At 73.6% G+C, this 18,124-nt stretch carries 18 protein-coding genes; 11 read left to right on the top strand and 7 right to left on the bottom strand.

Going from position 1 to position 18,124, the window contains the following annotated elements; genetic code table 11:
• Positions 1 to 70: 70 nt before the first annotated feature.
• Complete coding sequence (locus EV188_RS00090) at positions 71 to 379, bottom strand: hypothetical protein (protein ID WP_208113922.1); 309 nt, start codon at positions 377 to 379, stop codon at positions 71 to 73.
• A gap of 145 nt (positions 380 to 524) precedes the next feature.
• On the opposite strand from EV188_RS00090, the gene EV188_RS00085 reads away from it, so the two are divergent.
• Positions 525 to 1,643, top strand: a complete 1,119-nt coding sequence (locus tag EV188_RS00085; RefSeq protein WP_133824231.1) for a sodium:calcium antiporter — start codon at positions 525 to 527, stop codon at positions 1,641 to 1,643.
• A 27-nt stretch (positions 1,644 to 1,670) separates the two neighbouring features.
• The gene (locus EV188_RS00080) at positions 1,671 to 1,958 is read left to right on the top strand and encodes a hypothetical protein (RefSeq protein ID WP_133824230.1); all 288 of its coding nucleotides are present in this window, start codon (positions 1,671 to 1,673) and stop codon (positions 1,956 to 1,958) included.
• A 3-nt stretch (positions 1,959 to 1,961) separates the two neighbouring features.
• On the opposite strand, the gene EV188_RS00075 is transcribed toward EV188_RS00080, so the two are convergent.
• Complete coding sequence (locus tag EV188_RS00075) at positions 1,962 to 2,606, bottom strand: maleylpyruvate isomerase family mycothiol-dependent enzyme (protein ID WP_133824229.1); 645 nt, start codon at positions 2,604 to 2,606, stop codon at positions 1,962 to 1,964.
• A 403-nt stretch (positions 2,607 to 3,009) separates the two neighbouring features.
• On the opposite strand from EV188_RS00075, the gene EV188_RS00070 reads away from it, so the two are divergent.
• Genes EV188_RS00070 through EV188_RS00055 form a run of 4 tightly spaced genes read left to right on the top strand, consistent with a single transcriptional unit; the run spans position 3,010 to position 7,680 of the window.
• The gene (locus tag EV188_RS00070; protein WP_133824228.1) at positions 3,010 to 4,479 is read left to right on the top strand and encodes an HNH endonuclease signature motif containing protein; all 1,470 of its coding nucleotides are present in this window, start codon (positions 3,010 to 3,012) and stop codon (positions 4,477 to 4,479) included.
• A gap of 45 nt (positions 4,480 to 4,524) precedes the next feature.
• Positions 4,525 to 5,460: a GntR family transcriptional regulator gene (locus EV188_RS00065; RefSeq protein WP_133824227.1), complete on the top strand. Its 936-nt coding sequence runs from the start codon at positions 4,525 to 4,527 to the stop codon at positions 5,458 to 5,460.
• Between the two features lie 27 nt (positions 5,461 to 5,487).
• Entirely contained in the window at positions 5,488 to 6,768 is a 1,281-nt protein-coding gene (locus EV188_RS00060) for an aspartate aminotransferase family protein (protein ID WP_133824226.1), read from the top strand.
• Between the two features lie 54 nt (positions 6,769 to 6,822).
• Positions 6,823 to 7,680, top strand: coding sequence for a phosphotransferase family protein (locus EV188_RS00055; RefSeq protein ID WP_133824225.1), 858 nt, complete (start codon positions 6,823 to 6,825; stop codon positions 7,678 to 7,680).
• Positions 7,681 to 7,682: 2 nt separating this feature from the next.
• Here EV188_RS00055 and EV188_RS00050 read toward each other — a convergent pair whose 3' ends face one another.
• Positions 7,683 to 8,078 carry a VOC family protein gene (locus EV188_RS00050; protein ID WP_133824224.1) on the bottom strand — a complete coding sequence of 132 codons (396 nt, stop codon included), beginning with the start codon at positions 8,076 to 8,078 and terminating at the stop codon, positions 7,683 to 7,685.
• Positions 8,079 to 8,134: 56 nt separating this feature from the next.
• Complete coding sequence (locus EV188_RS00045; RefSeq protein ID WP_133824223.1) at positions 8,135 to 9,772, bottom strand: acyl-CoA dehydrogenase family protein; 1,638 nt, start codon at positions 9,770 to 9,772, stop codon at positions 8,135 to 8,137.
• A 35-nt stretch (positions 9,773 to 9,807) separates the two neighbouring features.
• Between EV188_RS00045 and EV188_RS00040 the strand changes: the two genes are divergently transcribed.
• Positions 9,808 to 10,788, top strand: coding sequence for a Dyp-type peroxidase (locus EV188_RS00040; RefSeq protein ID WP_133824222.1), 981 nt, complete (start codon positions 9,808 to 9,810; stop codon positions 10,786 to 10,788).
• A gap of 10 nt (positions 10,789 to 10,798) precedes the next feature.
• Here the strand turns inward: EV188_RS00040 and EV188_RS00035 are convergent, their stop codons facing one another.
• A complete protein-coding gene (locus EV188_RS00035) occupies positions 10,799 to 11,293 on the bottom strand; it encodes a pyridoxamine 5'-phosphate oxidase family protein (protein ID WP_133824221.1) in 495 nt (164 codons plus the stop codon).
• A gap of 154 nt (positions 11,294 to 11,447) precedes the next feature.
• Here EV188_RS00035 and EV188_RS00030 point away from each other — a divergent pair, with 154 nt between their 5' ends.
• Both EV188_RS00030 and EV188_RS00025 read left to right on the top strand, forming a co-directional pair.
• A complete protein-coding gene (locus tag EV188_RS00030) occupies positions 11,448 to 12,131 on the top strand; it encodes a DUF4386 domain-containing protein (protein ID WP_133824220.1) in 684 nt (227 codons plus the stop codon).
• 20 nt (positions 12,132 to 12,151) lie between these two features.
• A complete protein-coding gene (locus tag EV188_RS00025) occupies positions 12,152 to 13,939 on the top strand; it encodes an FUSC family protein (RefSeq protein ID WP_133824219.1) in 1,788 nt (595 codons plus the stop codon).
• On the opposite strand, the gene EV188_RS00020 is transcribed toward EV188_RS00025, so the two are convergent.
• Together EV188_RS00020 and EV188_RS00015 are read right to left on the bottom strand one after the other, a co-directional pair.
• Positions 13,924 to 14,442, bottom strand: coding sequence for a DUF6790 family protein (locus EV188_RS00020; protein WP_208113921.1), 519 nt, complete (start codon positions 14,440 to 14,442; stop codon positions 13,924 to 13,926). The two genes, EV188_RS00025 and EV188_RS00020, sit on opposite strands and share 16 nt — an antisense overlap.
• Positions 14,443 to 14,452: 10 nt before the next feature.
• Complete coding sequence (locus tag EV188_RS00015) at positions 14,453 to 15,322, bottom strand: methylenetetrahydrofolate reductase (protein WP_133824218.1); 870 nt, start codon at positions 15,320 to 15,322, stop codon at positions 14,453 to 14,455.
• A gap of 173 nt (positions 15,323 to 15,495) precedes the next feature.
• Between EV188_RS00015 and EV188_RS00010 the strand changes: the two genes are divergently transcribed.
• Both EV188_RS00010 and EV188_RS00005 read left to right on the top strand, forming a co-directional pair.
• Complete coding sequence (locus EV188_RS00010) at positions 15,496 to 17,007, top strand: hypothetical protein (RefSeq protein WP_133824217.1); 1,512 nt, start codon at positions 15,496 to 15,498, stop codon at positions 17,005 to 17,007.
• Positions 17,008 to 17,009: 2 nt separating this feature from the next.
• Positions 17,010 to 18,011 carry a uroporphyrinogen decarboxylase/cobalamine-independent methonine synthase family protein gene (locus EV188_RS00005; protein WP_133824216.1) on the top strand — a complete coding sequence of 334 codons (1,002 nt, stop codon included), beginning with the start codon at positions 17,010 to 17,012 and terminating at the stop codon, positions 18,009 to 18,011.
• Positions 18,012 to 18,124: the final 113 nt, after the last annotated feature.

Genomic DNA, 18,124 nt, shown 5'->3' with positions numbered 1-18,124 from the left:
AGGGATACGTCGGCACTCCGCACGAATTGTTTCGGCGCGCCGAACTCGCATTCTCGGGCACCCGGAAAATCTAGTCCGGCGGGGCGAGGTGGGCCTGCACGGTCCGCCCGTCGTCGGACACCCAGCCCTTGCCGATCGCGTGGTCGATCATCGTCCGCCAGGCGTCGTCCCAGTCCTCGCGAGTCGCCGCCGCACGGGCCAGGTCGCGCAGCGCGGTCACGTCGAGGCGCGCGGTGCCGTCGGCGTCGACGTCGCCGAGCCCGGCGCCACGCAGCGCCGCACCGGCCGTGCCCGGGTCGAGATCGGTGGCGACGTGGAGTCGTTGCAGGTCATCCGCTTCCCGCACGCCCGTCCCGTCCGTGGACACGCTGACGAACACCGTCACACCTCCGAGGGCCGTTCGGCCGCATGGATACACACGCTGTGACGTACGTCAACCCGTTGATTGCGCGGATGATCACCTTCACCATCTCCTGCGACGCGATCTCTCTGCGACATCGGCGTACGCGAGGAGCTGTGGTGCCGTGATCCCCATCATCGAGTTCGTGCTGGGCATCGCGGTGCTCGTGTACAGCGCGGAGAAGCTGATCGGCTACCTGGTCGGTGTGGCCAGCCGGTGGGCCGTGTCGCTGTTCCTCGTCGCGGTGGTGTTCACCGGGATCGAGTTCGACGACCTCGCCTTCGGGATCGCGCTGAACCTCGAGGACCTCAGCGAGGTCGCCCTGGGCACCGTGATCGGCACGACGATCGCGATGACCGGCATCGTGCTCGCCCTCATGGCGATCGTCGCGCCGTGCGAGATCGACGTACCGAAGAGCTACCTCGTGCTCTTCGCGGCGGCGCCGGTCGTGATGTACGCGCTCGCGCTCACCGGCGCGCTGTCGGTCGGCGTCGGCGTCGCGCTGCTGGTCCTGTTCGTGGCGTTCGTCGGCTGGATCGCCTACCGCGAGTACTCCGCGCGCCGCCCGGTGTTCCGCAACGCGGAGCTCTACGAGCAGCTCGAGAAGGCCGGCGTCGGCGCGGGCGGCGGCACGGCCACCGCCACCCTGACCCGCGAGGGCGACGAGGGCCCCGTTTCCACGCCCACCGACGGCGGTGGCGACCATCCGCACCGCTTCGAGCTGCCGCCCGACCTGCGCGTCGACCAGGGCTTCCTCAAGGCCCGCGCGACCTCGCCCGCGGGCACGATCGTCCTCGCGGTCATCGCGCTGATCGGGCTCGTCGTCGGCGCCCTGATCGCCGGGCAGGGCACCGAGGGCATCCTCGAGGAGTTCGCGATCGAGGGCACGGTCTTCGGCGTCACGATCGCCACGCTCGCGCTGACCCTCGAGGACATCCTGCTCTCGGTCGAGCCGTCGCGGCGCGGGGCGCCGGAGATCGGCATCGCCAACGTCATCGGCAGCGTCGTGTTCTCGGTGACCGGCAAGCTCGGGATCATCCTGCTCGTCGGCGGCGCGATCCTCGTCGACGACGACACGCTGGTCTGGCACCTGCCGGTGCTCGTCGGCATCACCATCCTCTCGGCGATCTTCCTGGCCACCGGGAAGCTGCGCCGCTGGCACGGCTACGTCCTGCTCGCCATCTACGTCACCTACTTCGTCCTGAGCCTCGTGCTCTTCGGCGAGGTCCCGGTGGACGACTGATCCCGGCCCGGTGAAAGGAACGAGGAGATGACGAAGGATCGGGTCGGAGCGGGCCTCGCGGTCCTCGCCGCGATCATCGGACTGGTGCTGGTCTTCAGCTTCCCGCAGTCCGAGGGCGGCGGTGGCGACGACGACGATGACGGCGGCGGCCCCGGCACCAGCCAGGTCGTGCCCGCCCAGCCCGCGCCCGGCCAGCCCGCACCGGCGCCGGGACAGGTGCAGCAGCCCGCACCCGGCGGCCAGGTCGAGCAGCCGGCGCCGCAGCAGCAGGCGCCCGCGGACACCGACGGGGACGACGATGATGACGACGGCTGAGGTCTAGGAGAGCCGCTCGCGCAGGGTCTCCAGGCCGGGGCCGTCGAGGTCGTCGAGGTGCGCGGCGCGCCCGGCCATGACCATGACGAGCGCCAGCGTCGGGCCGGTGACCTCGGGTCCGTCGCCGCTGGTGAACGGGCCGTCGGTGGCCGCGAGGTGCAGGCCCTCGGACACCGTCCTGCCCGCCACGGTGAAGTCGCGGCTCGCGAAGAAGCGGGCGACCTCGGTCGTGGACTCGACCGGCGGGGTGCGGACGAGCCCCAGGGGCCGACGGACGTCCTCACCGTGCACCACGACCTCGCCGAGCCACGCCTGCTTCGGGCCCCACGTCGAGGTCGTGCTGTCGGTGATCGCCCGGAACCGCGCGAGGGTCTCGACCGGCGTCGCACCGCGGTGCTCGGCGAGGCGCCGGTCGTTGTGCAGGTCGAAGTCGAACCGGGCGCCCAGGACGCTGCGCATCCAGCGCCACGGACCGATGCTCGCCGCCGCGGTGAGGTGGGCGACGGTCTCCTCGACCGTCCAGCGATCGCACAGCGACGGCGTCGCCCACTGCGCGTCCGAGAGGCCCGCGAGATCGTCGACGAGCGCCGCGCGTTCGACCCGGGTCGCGGCGAAGATCGTGGCGGTGTCGGCGGCGGTCATGGCCATCAGGATTCCTTCCTCGCGGGAGTGCGTCGGGAGGTGGACGGGCGCGGAGCCCGGAACTCATCGCTCTCGGTCGGCCACGCCGCGAGCGCGGCGCGGTACGGGGCTTCGACGACCGCGGCGCCCTCGGGCGAGCTGTAGATCGTGATCGCGACCCTGCCCGACGGGGACGACCGGGCGCTGCCGATCAAAGGGGCGAGCCCCGCGATGCTGAGCGAAGGGCACCTTCGCTCGAAGAGGGCGGGCGAGGGGCGCCCTTCGCCGGAATCACTCATTCCGCGAGGGGCACGTTGCACATGATCGACAAGGTGGTCCGGCTGCGAGAAGTGCTGGTCGCGGAATTCGCTGAGGCGATCTCAGCGAAACCGGCCCGGCGTTGTCGGGGGTCGGGTCTACATTCGAACACATGAGCGAATACGTGGCGGGGGTGGCAGAGCGCGACGCGCTCGGCCGCGCTTCGGCCAGCGTGCTCGCTCAGCGTCGGGCCTACTTCCAGCGCCTCGAGAGCATCGCCGCGCTCGACGAGCTCGGCGTCGCCGAGCACACGAGGTATCGGTCCACGGAGTCGCTGATCGCCGATCGGGACAACCTCGACTTCGCCGACGCCAAGCGGCTGGTGGCCGAGGCCGAGGACCTGTGTGCCCGACGCTCGCTGCTGGGCGAGGCGCTGCCCGCCCGGCTCCCGTGCACCGGGGCGGCGCTGGCGGCGGGGGTGATCGACCCGGCGCACGTCAAGATCATCCGGGACACGATGGAGCACCTGTCGGGGCTCTCGACGCCACCACCACCCGATGAGCTGGCCGGGGTGGAGGCGACCCTCGCGGAGAAGGCGCAGGAGCTGCCACCGCAGATGCTGCGCAAGCTCGCCAAGGCCTTCGTCGACGGCTACGACCCCGACGGCGCCGCCCCACCCGAGGGCGAGAACACCCGCGACGAGCTGCGGTTCCTGCGCCGCAAGGACGGCTCGCTGACCTTCAAGGGCACCCTGCACGACCCGCTCGACGCCGAAGCCACCGTCGAGGTGTTCGGGGTGCTCTCCGCGCGAGCCGGCGCCGACGACGAACGCTCCCTCGAACGGCGTCAGGCCGATGCGTTCAAGGACCTCACCCAGGACGCGCGAGGACCGCGCGGCCTGGCCACCGACGCCCGCCGAGAACACGACGCCCCGGAGGGGGCCGACGACGACGACCCGGGCGCGCCGGCCAACGCCGCCGACGGCTCAGCGCCACCGAGCGACACGCCGGCCGATCCCGCCCCCGAAGCGAGCGACGCCGACGCCGACGCCGCCGGTGACGAGACGGGCGAGGCGCCGCTGGCGTTGATCCCCGAGCCGCGGCGTCCCGAATCAGCCGAGACCTCCCCGGGCTGGACCGAGCGCCCGGGACGCGCCCTGCTCACCATCACCATCGACCACCGGTGGTTGTGCGAGGCACTGAGGGACAAGCGTGGCTACGGCACCCTGGACTCCGGCCACCACGTCGACGCCGCCACGGTCCGACGATGGGCCTGCGACGCCGAGATCATCCCCATGGTCCTCGGAGCGAAATCAGAACCCCTCGACGTCGGACGCACACAACGCACCGCCCCCGACGCCATCCGCCGCGCCCTCAACCACCGCGACGGCGGCTGCGCCTTCCCCGGCTGCACACGCCGACCGCGACGCTGCGAAGCCCACCACGTCCGAGAATGGCTCCAGCACCGCGGAGCGACCGCGCTCGACAACATGTGCCTCTTGTGTCGCCACCACCACCAGCTGCTCCACCACGGCCACTGGACCATCCAGATGATCAACGGCCGGCCCTGGTTCACCCCGCCCTGGTTCATCGACCCGGCCCGACGACCTCGCCCCGGCGGACGACCACGGGTGCCCACGTGACGGGTCCTGGCGCACGTTGTCCCAGGACAATGGCAGTCTGGGCGCATGCCCGACCTCAGTCTCGACGCGACGTCGGACACCCCGGTGTACCGGCAGATCGTCGAGCAGATCCGCTCACTGGTGGACGGCGGCGGGCTGCCGGCCGGCGAGCGCCTCCCGACGGTGCGCCGGCTCGCCGACAGCCTCGGGGTCAACCGCAACACCGTGTCCCGGGCCTACGCCACGCTGCGGGAACTCGGCGTGCTCGAGACCCGGGCCGGCGGCGGGACGGCGGTCGCGCAACAGCCACCCCAGCCGGCGCGCCGCCCCCGAGCAACAGATCTCGCCGACGCCGTCCGTGCCGCCGTGCGCACCGGCCTGTCCCCCGAGGAGGTCCGCGATCTCGCCTTCGACCTCGCGCGCCGGGCGGCGACCGAGGTCCGCGCCGTGTTCGTCGAGTGCAACCCCGAGCGCGCCGAGGCCTTCGCGAAGGAGCTGAGCCGGCGCCTGCACACCGAGGTCCGTCCGAGCCTGATCGACGAGCTCGACGCGACGACCGCCGACCGCGACCTCGTCGTCACCACGTTCTTCCACCTCGCCGAGGTCCGCCGCTGGGCCCACCTCGCGCAGCGGGACGTCGAGACGGTCGCCGTCGTCGTCGCGCCGCACGTCCGGACCCTGGCGCGGGTCGCCGACCTCCCCGCGGGCGCGCGGGTCGGCGTGCGGTACTCGACGGCCCACCAGGCCGAGCAGGTCCGCGACTGGCTCCGCTCGGCGGGCCTCGCCGACGTCGTCGTCGTGCCCCACGACGAGGAGGTCCCCGCCGACCTCACGGTGCTCGTCGTGCCCAGCGAGGACCCCGCGCTCGGCCGGGGCGCCGCCGAGGACACCACGGTCGTCGAGTTCGGCAACGTCCTCGACGAGGGCTCGATCCGCATGGTCGGCGAGGTCATGGAGGAGATGGCGAGCCGAGGTGAGCAGCCGGTCCACCCCTTGACCTAGGACAAGACGGCCCTCACGCTCGACGGCGTGTCGGACTTCAGCGAGCACCTCGTCCGCTACGGCGTCCCGTTCGCGGCGGACCTCGTCGAGCGGGCCGCCGGTTCGCGGGTGACCACCCGCGACGGCGCCGAGATCCTCGACTTCACCTCGGGGCAGATGAGCTCGGTGCTGGGCCACTCGCACCCCGAGGTCGTCGAGACGATCAGCCACGCCGCCGCGACGCTCGACCACCTGCACAGCGGCATGCTCAGCCCGCCGCTGCTCGAGTTCGCTGCGGCCCTGGCCGGCACCCTGCCCGCCCCGCTGTCCAAGGTGATGCTCGTCAGCACCGGGGCGGAGTCCAACGAGGCCGCTCTGAAGATGGCCAAGCTCGCCACCGGCCGCTTCGAGATCGTCTCGTTCGACCGCTCCTGGCACGGGATGACCTCGGGCGCCGCCGCGGCGACGTTCTCGGCCGGCCGCCGCGGGTACGGCCCGCCGATCCCCGGCAACCTCGCGCTGCCGACGCCCGACGCCTACCGCTCACCCTTCCGGCACGCCGACGGCACCCACGACTGGGAGACCGAGCTCGACTTCGGCTTCGAGCTGGTCGACCGGCAGTCGGGGGGCAGCCTCGCGGCCTGCATGGTCGAACCGATCCTGTCCTCGGGCGGCATCATCGAGCTCCCGCCCGGCTACCTGGCGCGGCTGCGCGAGAAGTGCGACGAGCGGGGCATGCTGCTGATCCTCGACGAGGCCCAGACCGGGGTCGGGCGCACCGGCACGATGTACGCGTTCGAGCGCGACGGCGTCGCCCCCGACCTGCTGACCCTGTCGAAGACCCTCGGCGCGGGGCTGCCCGTCGCCGCCGTGGTGACGTCGCCCGAGATCGAGCAGACGTGCCACGAGCGGGGCTTCCTCTTCTACACGACCCACGTCTCCGACCCGCTCGCCGCGTCGGTGGCGCACACGGTGCTGCGGGTCGTCACACGCGACGGGCTGGCCGAACGAGCTCGCGTGCTGGGCGACGACATGACGCGGCGACTGCGGGAGCTCCGCGCCCGCCACGAGCAGGTCGGCGACGTGCGCGGACGCGGCCTGCTCCAGGGCGTCGAGCTGGTCCGGGACAAGGCGAGCCGCACACCGGACCTCGCGCTGAACCACGAGCTCACCGCCGAGTGCCTGCGCCACGGCCTGCACGTCAACATCGTCCAGCTGCCCGGGCTCGGCGGCGTGATCCGGATGGCGCCGCCGCTGACGATCACCGAGGCCGACCTGCACCTCGGGCTCGACATCCTGGCCGACGCCCTGGAGACGACGACGGGCTAGCCGCTCGATCCGTCCGGTTCGTCCCGAACGGCGGCGTGCGCCATGATCGTCGGCGTGGACCTCACCGCTCGCGCGATCGCCGCGGCCACCGCCGTCGCCGCCGAGCACGGCGTGCGCTGCGACGACCCGGTCGTCCTCGCCGACGGCTACAGCACCGTCGTGCACCTGCGGCCGAGCCCGGTCGTCGCGCGCGTCCCGACGCTCTACGCCGTGCTGCGCCCGGGCACGGCGTGGCGGGCCCGCGAGGTCGAGGTCGTGCGGCACCTGCAGTCGGTGGGTGCCGCCGTCGTCCCGCTGAGCGGCGATCTGCCCCCGGGTCCGCACGTCCGGGACGGGCTGACCGTCACCTTCTGGGAGTACGTGGCGGCGCGACCGGACGCGGAGGTCACCGAGCGGGACCTCGCGCCCGCGCTCGCGGAGCTGCACGCGGCGCTGGCGACGTTCCCGGGCGAGCTCCCGGTGCTCGCCGGACCCACGCACGACATCCCGCTCTGCCTCGACGTGCTCGCCCGCGACCCCGGCCCGCTCGACGCGGTGCAGGTCCGGACGCTGCACGACGCCCACGAGCGCCTGCGCCCGCTGATCGCCCACCCGCCGGAGCCGTGGCAGCCGCTGCACGGCGACGTCTTCGCCGGCAACGTCATCCCGACCCGCGACGGCCTGCTCTGGGCGGACCTCGAGGACACCTGCCGCGGGCCGCGGGCGTGGGACGTCGCCAACCTGCGCCCGGACCCCGCCGACCGCCGCGCGCTCGACCTCTACCCCGACGCCCCGTCCGACGAGGAGCTCGACGCGATGGCCGAGCTGCGGACGCTGCAGGTCGCGACCTGGGTGGCCGCCGCCCCGCGGCCGCCGGACGTCTCCCCCGCCGACCAGGCCTCGTTCCTGGCGATGCTGCTGGCCGCGCTCTGACCTCAGAGACGCGCTTCCGGACGGGTCGGTTCGAAGAGCTCGACGGGGTTGCCGGAGGGGTCCTCGACGAGGATCTGGCGGCCGCCGACGCCGGTGACGATGTCGTTGTGGAACCGCGCGCCCGCGCCGCGCAGCTCCGCGACGAGGCCCTCGAGGTCGTCGACCTCGAGCGTGAAGCGGTTCCACCCGCCCGGGCGCGGCACGGTTCCGTCGGGCATCGCCTGCCCGCCGCCTCCGCCACCGCCGGGCGCGGAGAGGACGAGCCGGAGGTCGCCCCGCGAGAGCATCGCGAACGCCGGGGCGGGGTGCATGTCCTCGTGGAAGCCCAGTCGTCCGCAGTAGAACGCGATGGCGGCATCGACGTCGTCGACGATGTACCGCACGCTGACCGTCGCCATGTCCGGGGATGCTCCTCCGGCGCGCGGTCTCGTTCCAGCGCCCGCGGGGACCTCTCTCAGAGGCGGCCGTAGTCGATGATCGCCGGGAAGTCGAGGCCGCGCAGGGTCCCGTAGCCCGGCCCCCAGCCGGAGCCGAGGCGGGAGGCGATGAACGCCTCGGCGACGACCGTCGGCGCCTCGCGCACGAGCAGCGCCGCCTGCGTCGCGAGCGCGATCTTCGTGACGAGGTAGCGGGCGGTGTCGTCCGGGGTCATGACGAGCTCCTCGATCTCGGCGAGCGCGTCGGCGAGCAGCGGGTGCTCGGCCGCCGCGGGACGGATCTCGTCGACGACGGGCTCGATGGCCTTGGGCTCACGGGCCAGGACGCGGCCGACGTCCATGACCATCATGTTCGAGGTGCCCTCCCAGATCGCGTTGAGCGGCGCCTCCCGGTAGTAGCGCGGGCAGTCGTGCTCCTCGATGTAGGCGTTGCCGCCGATCGCCTGGATGACCTCCTCGGTGACGCCCGCGACCCGCCGGCAGTTCCAGAACTTCGCGACGGGCGTGAGCAGGCGGCTGACCAGGCGTTCGGAGACGTCGTCGTGGGAGTCCTCGGCGCGGGCCACCCGGAACGCGAGGTGCGCGGCGCCGGCCCACTCGAGCACGAGGTCGGCGAGCACCGGCGCCTGGATCGGCAGCGCCGCGAGGGGCGCGCCGAAGGCGGTGCGCCGGTCGTTGTGGTGCAGCGCCTGCGACAGGGCCGCCCGCATCAGGCCGGCGGAGCCGACCGCGAAGTCGAGGCGCGTGTACTCCGCCGACGACAGGATCGTCCGGACGCCCTTGCCCTCCTCGCCGACGAGGACGGCCTCGGCGTCGTGGTACTCGATCTCCGACGAGGCGTTGGCGCGGTTGCCCAGCTTGTCCTTGAGGCGCTTGACCGTGACGCCGTTGAGGCTCCCGTCCGCGCGCCGGCGCGGGACGAACAGGCAGGACACGCCGCCCTCGGTCTGGGCGACGGTGAGGTAGCAGTCGGCCATCGGCACCGAGGCGAACCACTTGTGCCCGTTGACCAGGTACGTCTCGCCGGGACCCCGCCGGCCGACGGGACGCGCGACGGTGACGTTGGCGCGCAGATCCGACCCGCCGTGCTTCTCGGTCATGAAGTAGCCGATGGTGCCGGCGGACTTGGCGGTGATCGGGACGTCGGCGGGGTCGTAGCCCTCGACGGCCACCGCGCGGGCCCACGGCGCGAGCTCGGGCTGGCTCCGCAGGACCGGGATCGACGCGTACGCCATGCCGAGCGGGCACGCGGTGGACCCGTCGATCTGGTTCCAGAGGTACGACAGCACGGCGCGGGCGGCGTGGGCACCCGGCTGTTCAGCGGTCCAGGCCAGCGAGTGCACGCCGGAGCCGAAGCCCAGCGCCATGAGCTCGTGGTAGGCGGGGTGGAAGTCGACGTCGCCGACCTCGTGGCCGAGCCGGTCGAGCGTGCGCAGCTCGGGGACGTGGCGCTGGGCGTCGCGCGCGGCCTTGAGCACGCGCGGGTCCCACACCCGCGCGCCCAGCGCCTCCGCCCGCTCCCGGGCCCAGGGCGCGTGGCGGTCGACGACGCCCGCCGCCGCCTTGTCCCCCGCGAAGGCGTTCACCCCGGTGAGGTCCGGGACGAGGTTGTCGGGGACGGGGCGCGGGCGGGCGAAGTCGTCGACGAGCGTCATGGTCGTCAGGAAACACGATGGGGCAGGGTGAGGGCATGAGCCAGGGAGACGGAGCGCAGCGGAGCTCGACCATCGACGCCCGCCCCTCGAGCTCCGCGGAGCCCCAGGCGGTGCTGACCCCGCTCACCGAGGCGTCCATCTTCCTCACGCTGGTGATCGAGCCCGGCGGTGAGGACGGCGTGCGCGGCGTGCTGGGCGACGTCTCGGGCCTGCGGCGCTCGGTCGGGTTCCGGCTCCCCGAGGGCGAGCTGACCTGCGTCATCGGGATCGGGTCGGCCGCGTGGGACCGCCTCTTCGACGGTCCGCGGCCGCGCAGCCTGCACCCGTTCCGCGAGCTGCACGGCGCCCACCACGCGCCGTCGACGCCCGGTGACCTCCTCGTCCACCTGCGCGCGCACCGCCTCGACATGTGCTTCGAGCTGGCGCACCTGCTGCGCAACCGGCTGCGCCCGCACGCGCGGGTGGTCGACGAGGTGCACGGCTTCCGGTTCTTCGACGAGCGCGACCTGCTGGGGTTCGTCGACGGCACCGAGAACCCCGAGGGCAACGCCGCGCGCACGGCCGTGCTCATCGGCGAGGAGGACCCGGCGTTCGCGGGCGGCAGCTACGTCGTCACCCAGAAGTACCTGCACGACATGGACGGCTGGGACGCGCTCTCGACCGAGGAGCAGGAGGACGCCATCGGGCGGACCAAGCTCCAGGACATCGAGATGTCCGACGACCGGAAGCCGCCGAACTCGCACATCGCGCTGAACGTCATCGAGGACGAGAACGGCGACGAGAAGGAGATCCTGCGGTTCAACATGCCGTTCGGGCACGTCGGCACCGACGAGTTCGGCACCTACTTCGTCGGCTACACCCGCGACCCCGCGGTGCTCGAGCAGATGCTGCAGAACATGTTCGTCGGCACCGCCGAGGGCCACCACGACCGGATCCTCGACTTCTCCACGGCGATCACCGGCAACCTGTACTTCGTCCCGACCGCCGACTTCCTCGACGACCCGCCGGGCGCCTGACCTCGAGCCGTCACGCGGACGACTTCTCGGCGCGCTCGCGCAGGAAGCGCGGCATGCGCCCGGCGCCGAAGTCGTAGAAGCGCGCCCAGGTCGGGGTGATCGCGATGCGCGCCATCTGCTCGTACATGCCGCGGACGGCCTGCTCGAACGCGGCGGCCGCGTCGGGGTCCATCGTGAGCCGCGACATCTCGAGGTACTCCGGGACGACGCCGTCGACGATCGTGACCTCGGCCCGCCCGCGCAGCGACAGGGCCCGCGCGCCGCTGGGTGTCATGCCGGCGTCGATGGAGACGGCGACGTCCGGGCGGGCGGCGAGGGCCGCGACCTTCGGGGACGTGGTGGCCGTGGCGATGACGACCTGGGAGCCGGTCCAGTGGAAGCCGACGGGGATCACCCGCGGCGTGCCGTCCTCGCCGACGTAGGCGAGGTGGGCGGCGGCCGTGGTCGTGAGCAGCTCCTGCGCTCCGGTCGCGGCGAGCTCCTCGTCGATCTCGTGCTGGTCCATGGCGGTCTCCGGTGCTGTCGGTCGCGACCCGCGTGGTCGCGCACGCCCCGGGGACGGAGCCGATCCCGGGTTCTCGACAGCCGTTTGACAAACCCTTCCCTCCTGAGGATCGTTACACTTTGTCACGATTACACGGGAGACGGAGATGGTCACCATGGCCACGACGGCGGCCGACACGTCCGCGGCGACGACGGACCGGCGGGGCACGGGCGGCCCGCCGCTGTGGATCCCGGCGCTCGCCTACGGGGTGCTGACGGTGGTCGGCGCCGCGCTCTACGCCGGACCGCGCCCCCGAGCCGCGCCCGAGACGGCGCTCGCCCTCCAGCAGGCCAGCGGCGTCGGCGGGGCGATCGCGACGGTGCTGCTCTTCGCGTCCGCGGCGCCGCTCGCGGTGTGGACCGCGGCCGTGTACCAGCGCCTCCACGTGCTCGGCGCGCGCGTCGCCGGGCCGGTGATCGCGCTCGCCGGCGGGCTGCTGGCCGCGGGGGCGATGCTCGCGAGCGGGGCGGTCGGCGCCACGGCGATCGCGGTCGCGCCCGCCGGGGACGCGGGGGTGGCCGGGGCGCTCGCGCAGCTGGGCTTCGCGGCGGGCGCCGCCGGGTTCGCGACGCCCTTCGCGCTGCTCGTCGCCGGGGTGGCGGTGCCCGGGATGGTGCTGGGCCTGCTGCCGCGCTGGCTGGGCGTGGTCGGGCTCGTGATCGCCGTGCTCGGCGTCGTCGCGGCGCTCACGCTGGTCGTGCCCGCGGTGTCGCCGGTGCTGCCGGTGGTCCGCTTCGGCGGCCTGCTCTGGATGCTCGCCGTCAGCGTGGTGCTGCCGAAGCACCGGACGCGGCGCTGAGCGCTTCCTAGGGTGGGCGGGTGGCCACCTCCTGGCGGGCGTTCGCGCGGGACCTCGTGCGGCTGCGCGAGGGCCGGTTCGACTGGTGGGACGCGGTGCGCGCCGGCGCATGCGCGGGCGGGGTGGTCCTCGTCGGTTGGTCGGTGGGCGCCGTCCCCGCCGGCCTGACCGCGAGCATCGGCGCCTTCACCGCGCTCTACGGCAACGGGCGGCCCTACCGGTACCGGGCGATCGAGCTGGCCACGATCGCGCTCGCGTTCGCGCTGGTGGTGACGATCGGCGCGCTGGCGGAGTCGTCGGTGTGGGTGTCGATCGTGGTGGTCGCGGTCATCGCGGTCGTCGCCACGGCCCTCTGCCAGGCCTTCGACACCGGCCCGCCCGGCGCCTACATGTTCGTGCTCGCCGGGGCCACGAGCACGGCGATCCCCGGCGCGGCCGCCGAGCCGTGGCGTCTCGGGCTGCTGGTCCTCGCCGGCGGCGCGCTCGCCTGGGTGGCGCACATGGTCGGCGCCCTGGCGGGCCTGCGGAGCCCGGAGAAGGCGACGGTCGCCGCCGGCGCGGCGGCGGTGTCGGCGCTGCTCGACGCCGTCGGGACCGACCGCTACCCGGAGGCACGGGACCGCGCGGCGCGCGCGATGCACGCGTGCTGGGTCGTGCTCGTCGGCCAGCAGCCCCTGCGGGCGCGCACCCCCGGCACGCTCGAACGCCTGCGCGCGCTCGCCCTCGACCTGCACGGCCTGCTCGCCGAGGGCATCCGCGCCCACGACGAGGGACGCCCCGTCGACCCGCACGCCGCCGAGCGGCTCCGGACGCTCGCCGGCACCGTCGCGCACCCGCCGGCCGTGCCCCGCCCGGTCGGCACCGCCGACGTCCCCCTGGGCGGTCCCGGCATCCGCCGGGTGCTCCGCGACATGCTGGCGCCGGGGTCGCCGTGGCGCTCGGTGCTCGCGCGGGTCGGGATCGCGGCGCTGGTGGCCGGTGCGGTCGGGTCGCTCGCGGGCCTCGACCACGCGTACTGGGCGGTGGCCGCCGCCGTCCTCGTCCTGTGCCAGGGCCTCGGCTGGACCGGCACCCTCGAGCGGGCCGCGCTGCGCCTGGCCGGCACGTGGATCGGGCTCCTGCTCGCGGCCGCCGTGCTGTCGGCGCAGCCGTCCGGGGTCGCCCTGGCGCTGACCATCGCCGTGCTCCAGGCCGCGATCCAGCTGGCGATGCCGCGCAACTACGGGCTCGGGGTCGTCGTCGTCACCCCGATCGCGCTGACCATCGGCAGCGCCGGCCACCCGTCCGACCTCGGCGCGCTGCTCCTCGCCCGCGGCCTGGACACCGCCGTCGGCGTCGCGATCGGCGTCCTCGTGTTCCTGCTGGTCGTGCCCGGGGCCGCCCGTCCGGGCCCGGCCACCCTCATCGCCGCGACGCTGCGCGACGTCGCCCGCGTGGTCCCGCACCTCGCCGACGCGACCACCACGAGCCCGGCCGCCCGCGAGGCGCGCCGCGACCTCAACCAGCGGATCCTCGCGCTCGCCGACGCCCACCACGACAGCGACGCCGCGCCCGTCGGCCACACCGTCGACACGACCGTCTGGTGGCCCGCGCTCGACGCGACCCGCGGCGTGGCGCACCGGGCGCTCGCGGCGTGCTGGGCGGTCGACGCCACGCGCACCCCCGAGCACCCCGCGACGCCGTGGATCACCGGCGAGCGGGCGGACGCGATCCTGGAGGCACTGACCGACCTCGACGACCCCGGAGACGGCTTCCTCGCCCCCGAGCTCGACGCCCTGCGCCGCGCGCTGCCTCAGGTCGCGACGTAGAGGGCGATCACGACCAGCGGCGCGACGATGTCGAACCAGAAGATGAAGCCGGTGTTGCCGGGCTCGGTGTTCTTCGCGCGGAACCGCTGGACCACGTGCCCGACCGCCGCACCCAGGAAGAAGATCGAGAACGCGATGACCGTCGCGAGCTGGAAGCCGCGGTCGAACCCGGGCGCCAGCACTCCGAGGACGCCGATGAGCAGGCCGGCGAGCCCGACCTCCCACTGGAACGGGCTCCCGCGCGGCCAGCCGATGGAGTCGGCGATCGGGTCGGGCATCACGAGGTGCCCGGAGCCGGTGATGATCGCGTTGACGCCGACGATCCACGCCAGGGCATTGAGCAGCGACGCCGCGAGCAGGCCCTCGGTGCCGTACTGCGCGATCTGCACGATCTCGGCGACGACGAAGCCGACGATGCCGACGTAGGTCGTCATGCTCAGCAGGCGCAGGACCCAGGGCGGCGGGCCCCCGGTGGTCGTCGCCGGCGAATCCTTCGTGGTCACGGGCTCATGGTCAGGTGCGCTCCGCGCCCAGTCCATCCTTCTGTCCGGTAGTGGCCCAGCGCGCGGTGGGCACCACGGCGCCGAACGGGAAGAAGTGCACCGCCGCGATGAGGCTCTCCGGGTCGGCGGCGACGGCGCGGGCGAGCCCGCGCACGGTGTCGGTCGGCCGGTAGGTCGCCGTGGCCAGCTTCAGCACGCTGCCGGTCTGCTTGCGCAGCACCGCGAGCGAGGGCCCGACGCCGCACGACAGACCGAACTTCACCAGTCGCGCCGGCGACGTCAGGCCCGGGAGCCCGACGCGCACGGGCAGCGTGATCCCCGCGTCGCGCATCCGGCGTTCCCACCCGAGGACGGGGTCGGCGGCGAAGCCGAACTGGGTGACGACGTAGAGCGGCAGCCCGTCCTCGCGGGCGAGCTTGTCCTTGCTGGCCAGGGCGAGGTCGACGGCGCCCTCGTCGACGCCCGGGTTGCCCTCGGGATGGCCGGCGACGCCGATGCTCGCGAACGCGCGCCGCGCGAACACCTCGGACTCGAGGACCTGTGAGGTGTTCTCGAGCTCCCCGGCCGGCTCGCGCGACCCGGCGATGAGCAGGAGATCCTCGACGCCCGCGTCGACCAGGCGCCCGAGCGCCCGGTCCAGCGCCGCGAGGTCCGGGATGGCACGGACGGCCAGGTGCACCACCGGCCGCAGGCCCCGCTCCCGGATGCGCGCGGCCGCGTCGAGCGCGCGCTGCAGGTCGACGCCCGCGAGGTCGGTGACGTACACGCGCGTGCCCGGCGCGAGCACCGTCGCCGCCTCGTCGAGCGCCGCGGTCTCGCGCGGGGTCACCTCGATGCTGAAGTCCGCCAGGAGCCGGCGCACGGCGTCGTCGTCGTCCATCAGACCTCCGGGAGCATCAGGGGATGTCCGCGAGTCTCGCGGGCGGAGGCGCCCGGATGCTTCGTGCGCGACCACAAGGCTGAGTGGCCGTTTCCTGTCGTCGACGACGATGACGCGCGTCACTCCCGGGCAGGAGGCTGCCAAGCAGACGGCCCCTGTCCGAGGAGACGCGCATGCTCGTCGACTTCCGCCCGCACGCCCGCCTGAGCAGCCCCACGAGCCCGGTGACGATCGACGAGTCGCTCGGCCCGGTGGTGGGCGCGCTCGGCGAGAGCGGGACCGACCTGTCCCGGGTGCGCGTGGTCTGCGACTGGGTGCAGTACAAGCAGAACTTCCGCGACGTCGTGGAGGTCCGGCCCATCCGTCGGGAGACGGAGCGAAGCGGAGCTCGACCCATCGAAGAGGGCGAACCGGACGCCCCCGTGCCCGAGGGCGTGCGCGACGACGACGTCGAGGTCGCCGTCGACGTGCGCCGCGCACCGGGAGTCGACCTGCGGGAACGCACCCGCGAGGTCTTGTCTGGCCGGACCGCCGGGGACGTCTTCCTCGAGGACTGGGCACCGACGCGGCAGAGCTGCATCTGGGGCTTCAACGCCCTGTACTGGACGGCGCTCGAGCAGTGGGAGAAGGCGACGGGCCAGACGTACGAGCAGGCCCTGCCGGGCGGCGAGACCGACGCCCGCAACCGCGACGCCGCCCGCGGGATCATCGGCGAGCTGTTCGCCGTCTGGGACGGGCTCGCCGACCGGGGCGCGCTCCCGCCCGAGCTCTACGTCGTCGAGATCGGCGTCGGCAACGGCGCGCAGGCCCGGGTCTTCCTCGACGAGCTCCGGGAGATGGACGCCCGCCACGGACGCGGCTACTACCGCCGCCTGCACTACCTCATGTGCGACTACTCGCAGCACGTCCTCGACCTCGCCCGCGAGACCGTCGCCGACCACGCCGAGCACGTCAGCGCCTTCGTCGTCGACGCCTGCAAGCCGCGCTCGGTGCTGGCGTTCCTGCAGTTCCGGGTGTTCCTGATCTACATCTCGAACGTCTACGACAACCTGCCGACCGACGAGGTCGCGCAGCTGGGCGGGCGCACCTACGTCGTCGAGTCGCGGGCCTACCTGCCCGCCGACGACGCCGCCGAGATCGCCGCCTCGGTCAACGCGCGGTCCGACCAGCTGCCCGGCCTGGTGTCGACGCTGCTGCGCCTCGGCCCGACCCTGCTGGCCGAGGCGCGCCCGGACCACGTCGCGAGCCCCGACGCCGCCGTCGCGTTCTGGCGGCGGGTGTGGTCGGCGGTACGCCTCGCCGAGCGCTACGCGGGCCTGGCCGGCCTCGACCTCTACGAGCTCTCGCCCACCGTCACCGGCGAGGCGCTGCGCCCGCTGCTGGAGTCCGGCGCCGACGTCCGCATGCACGTCAGCAACGGCGCGGTCGCGAGCTTCACCGAGACCATCGGGCTGCTCCACCCCTTCGGCAAGCTCGTCTGCCACGACCTGTTCGCCCGCGACGTCGGCGCCTACCGCAACGGGTTCCGCGGGCCCGGCAAGTACGACGGGTCGGTCGTGAACTGGGTGAACGGCCCGCTGCTCGCCCACATCGGCCGGCGCCGCGGCTTCGACGTCTCCTACGCGCCGTTCGCCCACCGGACCGGCACGAACATCGTCACGATGACCGCCCAGGTGAGGGACTGACCATGGACACACTCCTCCCGACCGCCGTCGTCGGCTCCTGGCCGGTCCCCGACTGGCTCGAGCGCCTCAAGACCGACTGGTTCCGCAGCCGCATGAGCCGCACCCAGCTCGACGAGATCCACGACTGCGCGGTCACCGCCGCGATCAAGGAGCAGGAGCTCGCCGGGATCGACATCGTCTCCGACGGCGAGCTGCGCCGCGACAACGACGTCGACTACCTGCTCGCGCGCATCCCCGGCATCGCGATCCCGCAGACCGGCAAGGACTTCTACTACGACTACTACGACGCCCGCGTCGCGGCGACGCCCCGCCCGCCGGCCACCGCGCCGGGCCTGGGCCTCGACGCCGACTTCGCGTTCACGCGCGCCCGCACCGACCGGCCGGTGAAGTTCTCCTTCACGGGGCCGTTCTCGCTGGCCCGGCGCGTCACCACCGATGGCGGGCACGCCGACCTCGTGCGCGCGATCGCCCACGTGCTCGCCGAGGCCGCCGGCGCCCTGCGCGACGCGGGCGCGACGCTGCTGCAGATCGACGAGCCGTTCCTCGCCGGCTACCCCGAGCAGGTCGGGCTCGCCGTCGAGGCGATCAACATCGTCACCCGCGACGTGGACGTGAGCTGGGCGCTGCACGTCTGCTACGGCAACCGCTACGCCCGCCCGCTGTGGGAGGGGCACTACGACTTCCTGTTCCCCGCGGTCCTCGACGCCCGCGTCGACCAGCTCGTGCTGGAGTTCGCGCGCAAGGGCGACGAGGATCTCCCGGTGATCGAGCGCTCCGGGTGGGACCGCGCGATCGGGCTGGGGGTCGTCGACGTCAAGTCGCGGACGGTCGAGACGCCCGAGACCGTCGAGGCGCGCATCCGGCGCGCGCTCGAGTTCGTGCCCGCCGAGCGGCTGGTGATCAACCCCGACTGCGGGCTGCGGAACCTGCCGACGGCCGTCGCGACGGCGAAGCTGCGGGCGATGGTCGACGGGGCGGCGAAGGTGCGGGCGACCCTGACCTGAGCGTCAGCGCGTCCTAGTTGTACTGACCGGACAGGTTGGTCAAGCGGGTGATCGGGGGTCGCCGCTCGGTGGCGCTGTGGGGCCGGTGGTGGTTGTACTCGTGCAGCCAGCCC

The sequence above is a fragment of the Actinomycetospora succinea genome (assembly GCF_004363095.1).
In the GTDB taxonomy this organism is placed as follows: Bacteria; Actinomycetota; Actinomycetes; order Mycobacteriales; family Pseudonocardiaceae; genus Actinomycetospora; species Actinomycetospora succinea.
This window is presented reverse-complemented; position numbering and strand designations above follow the sequence as displayed.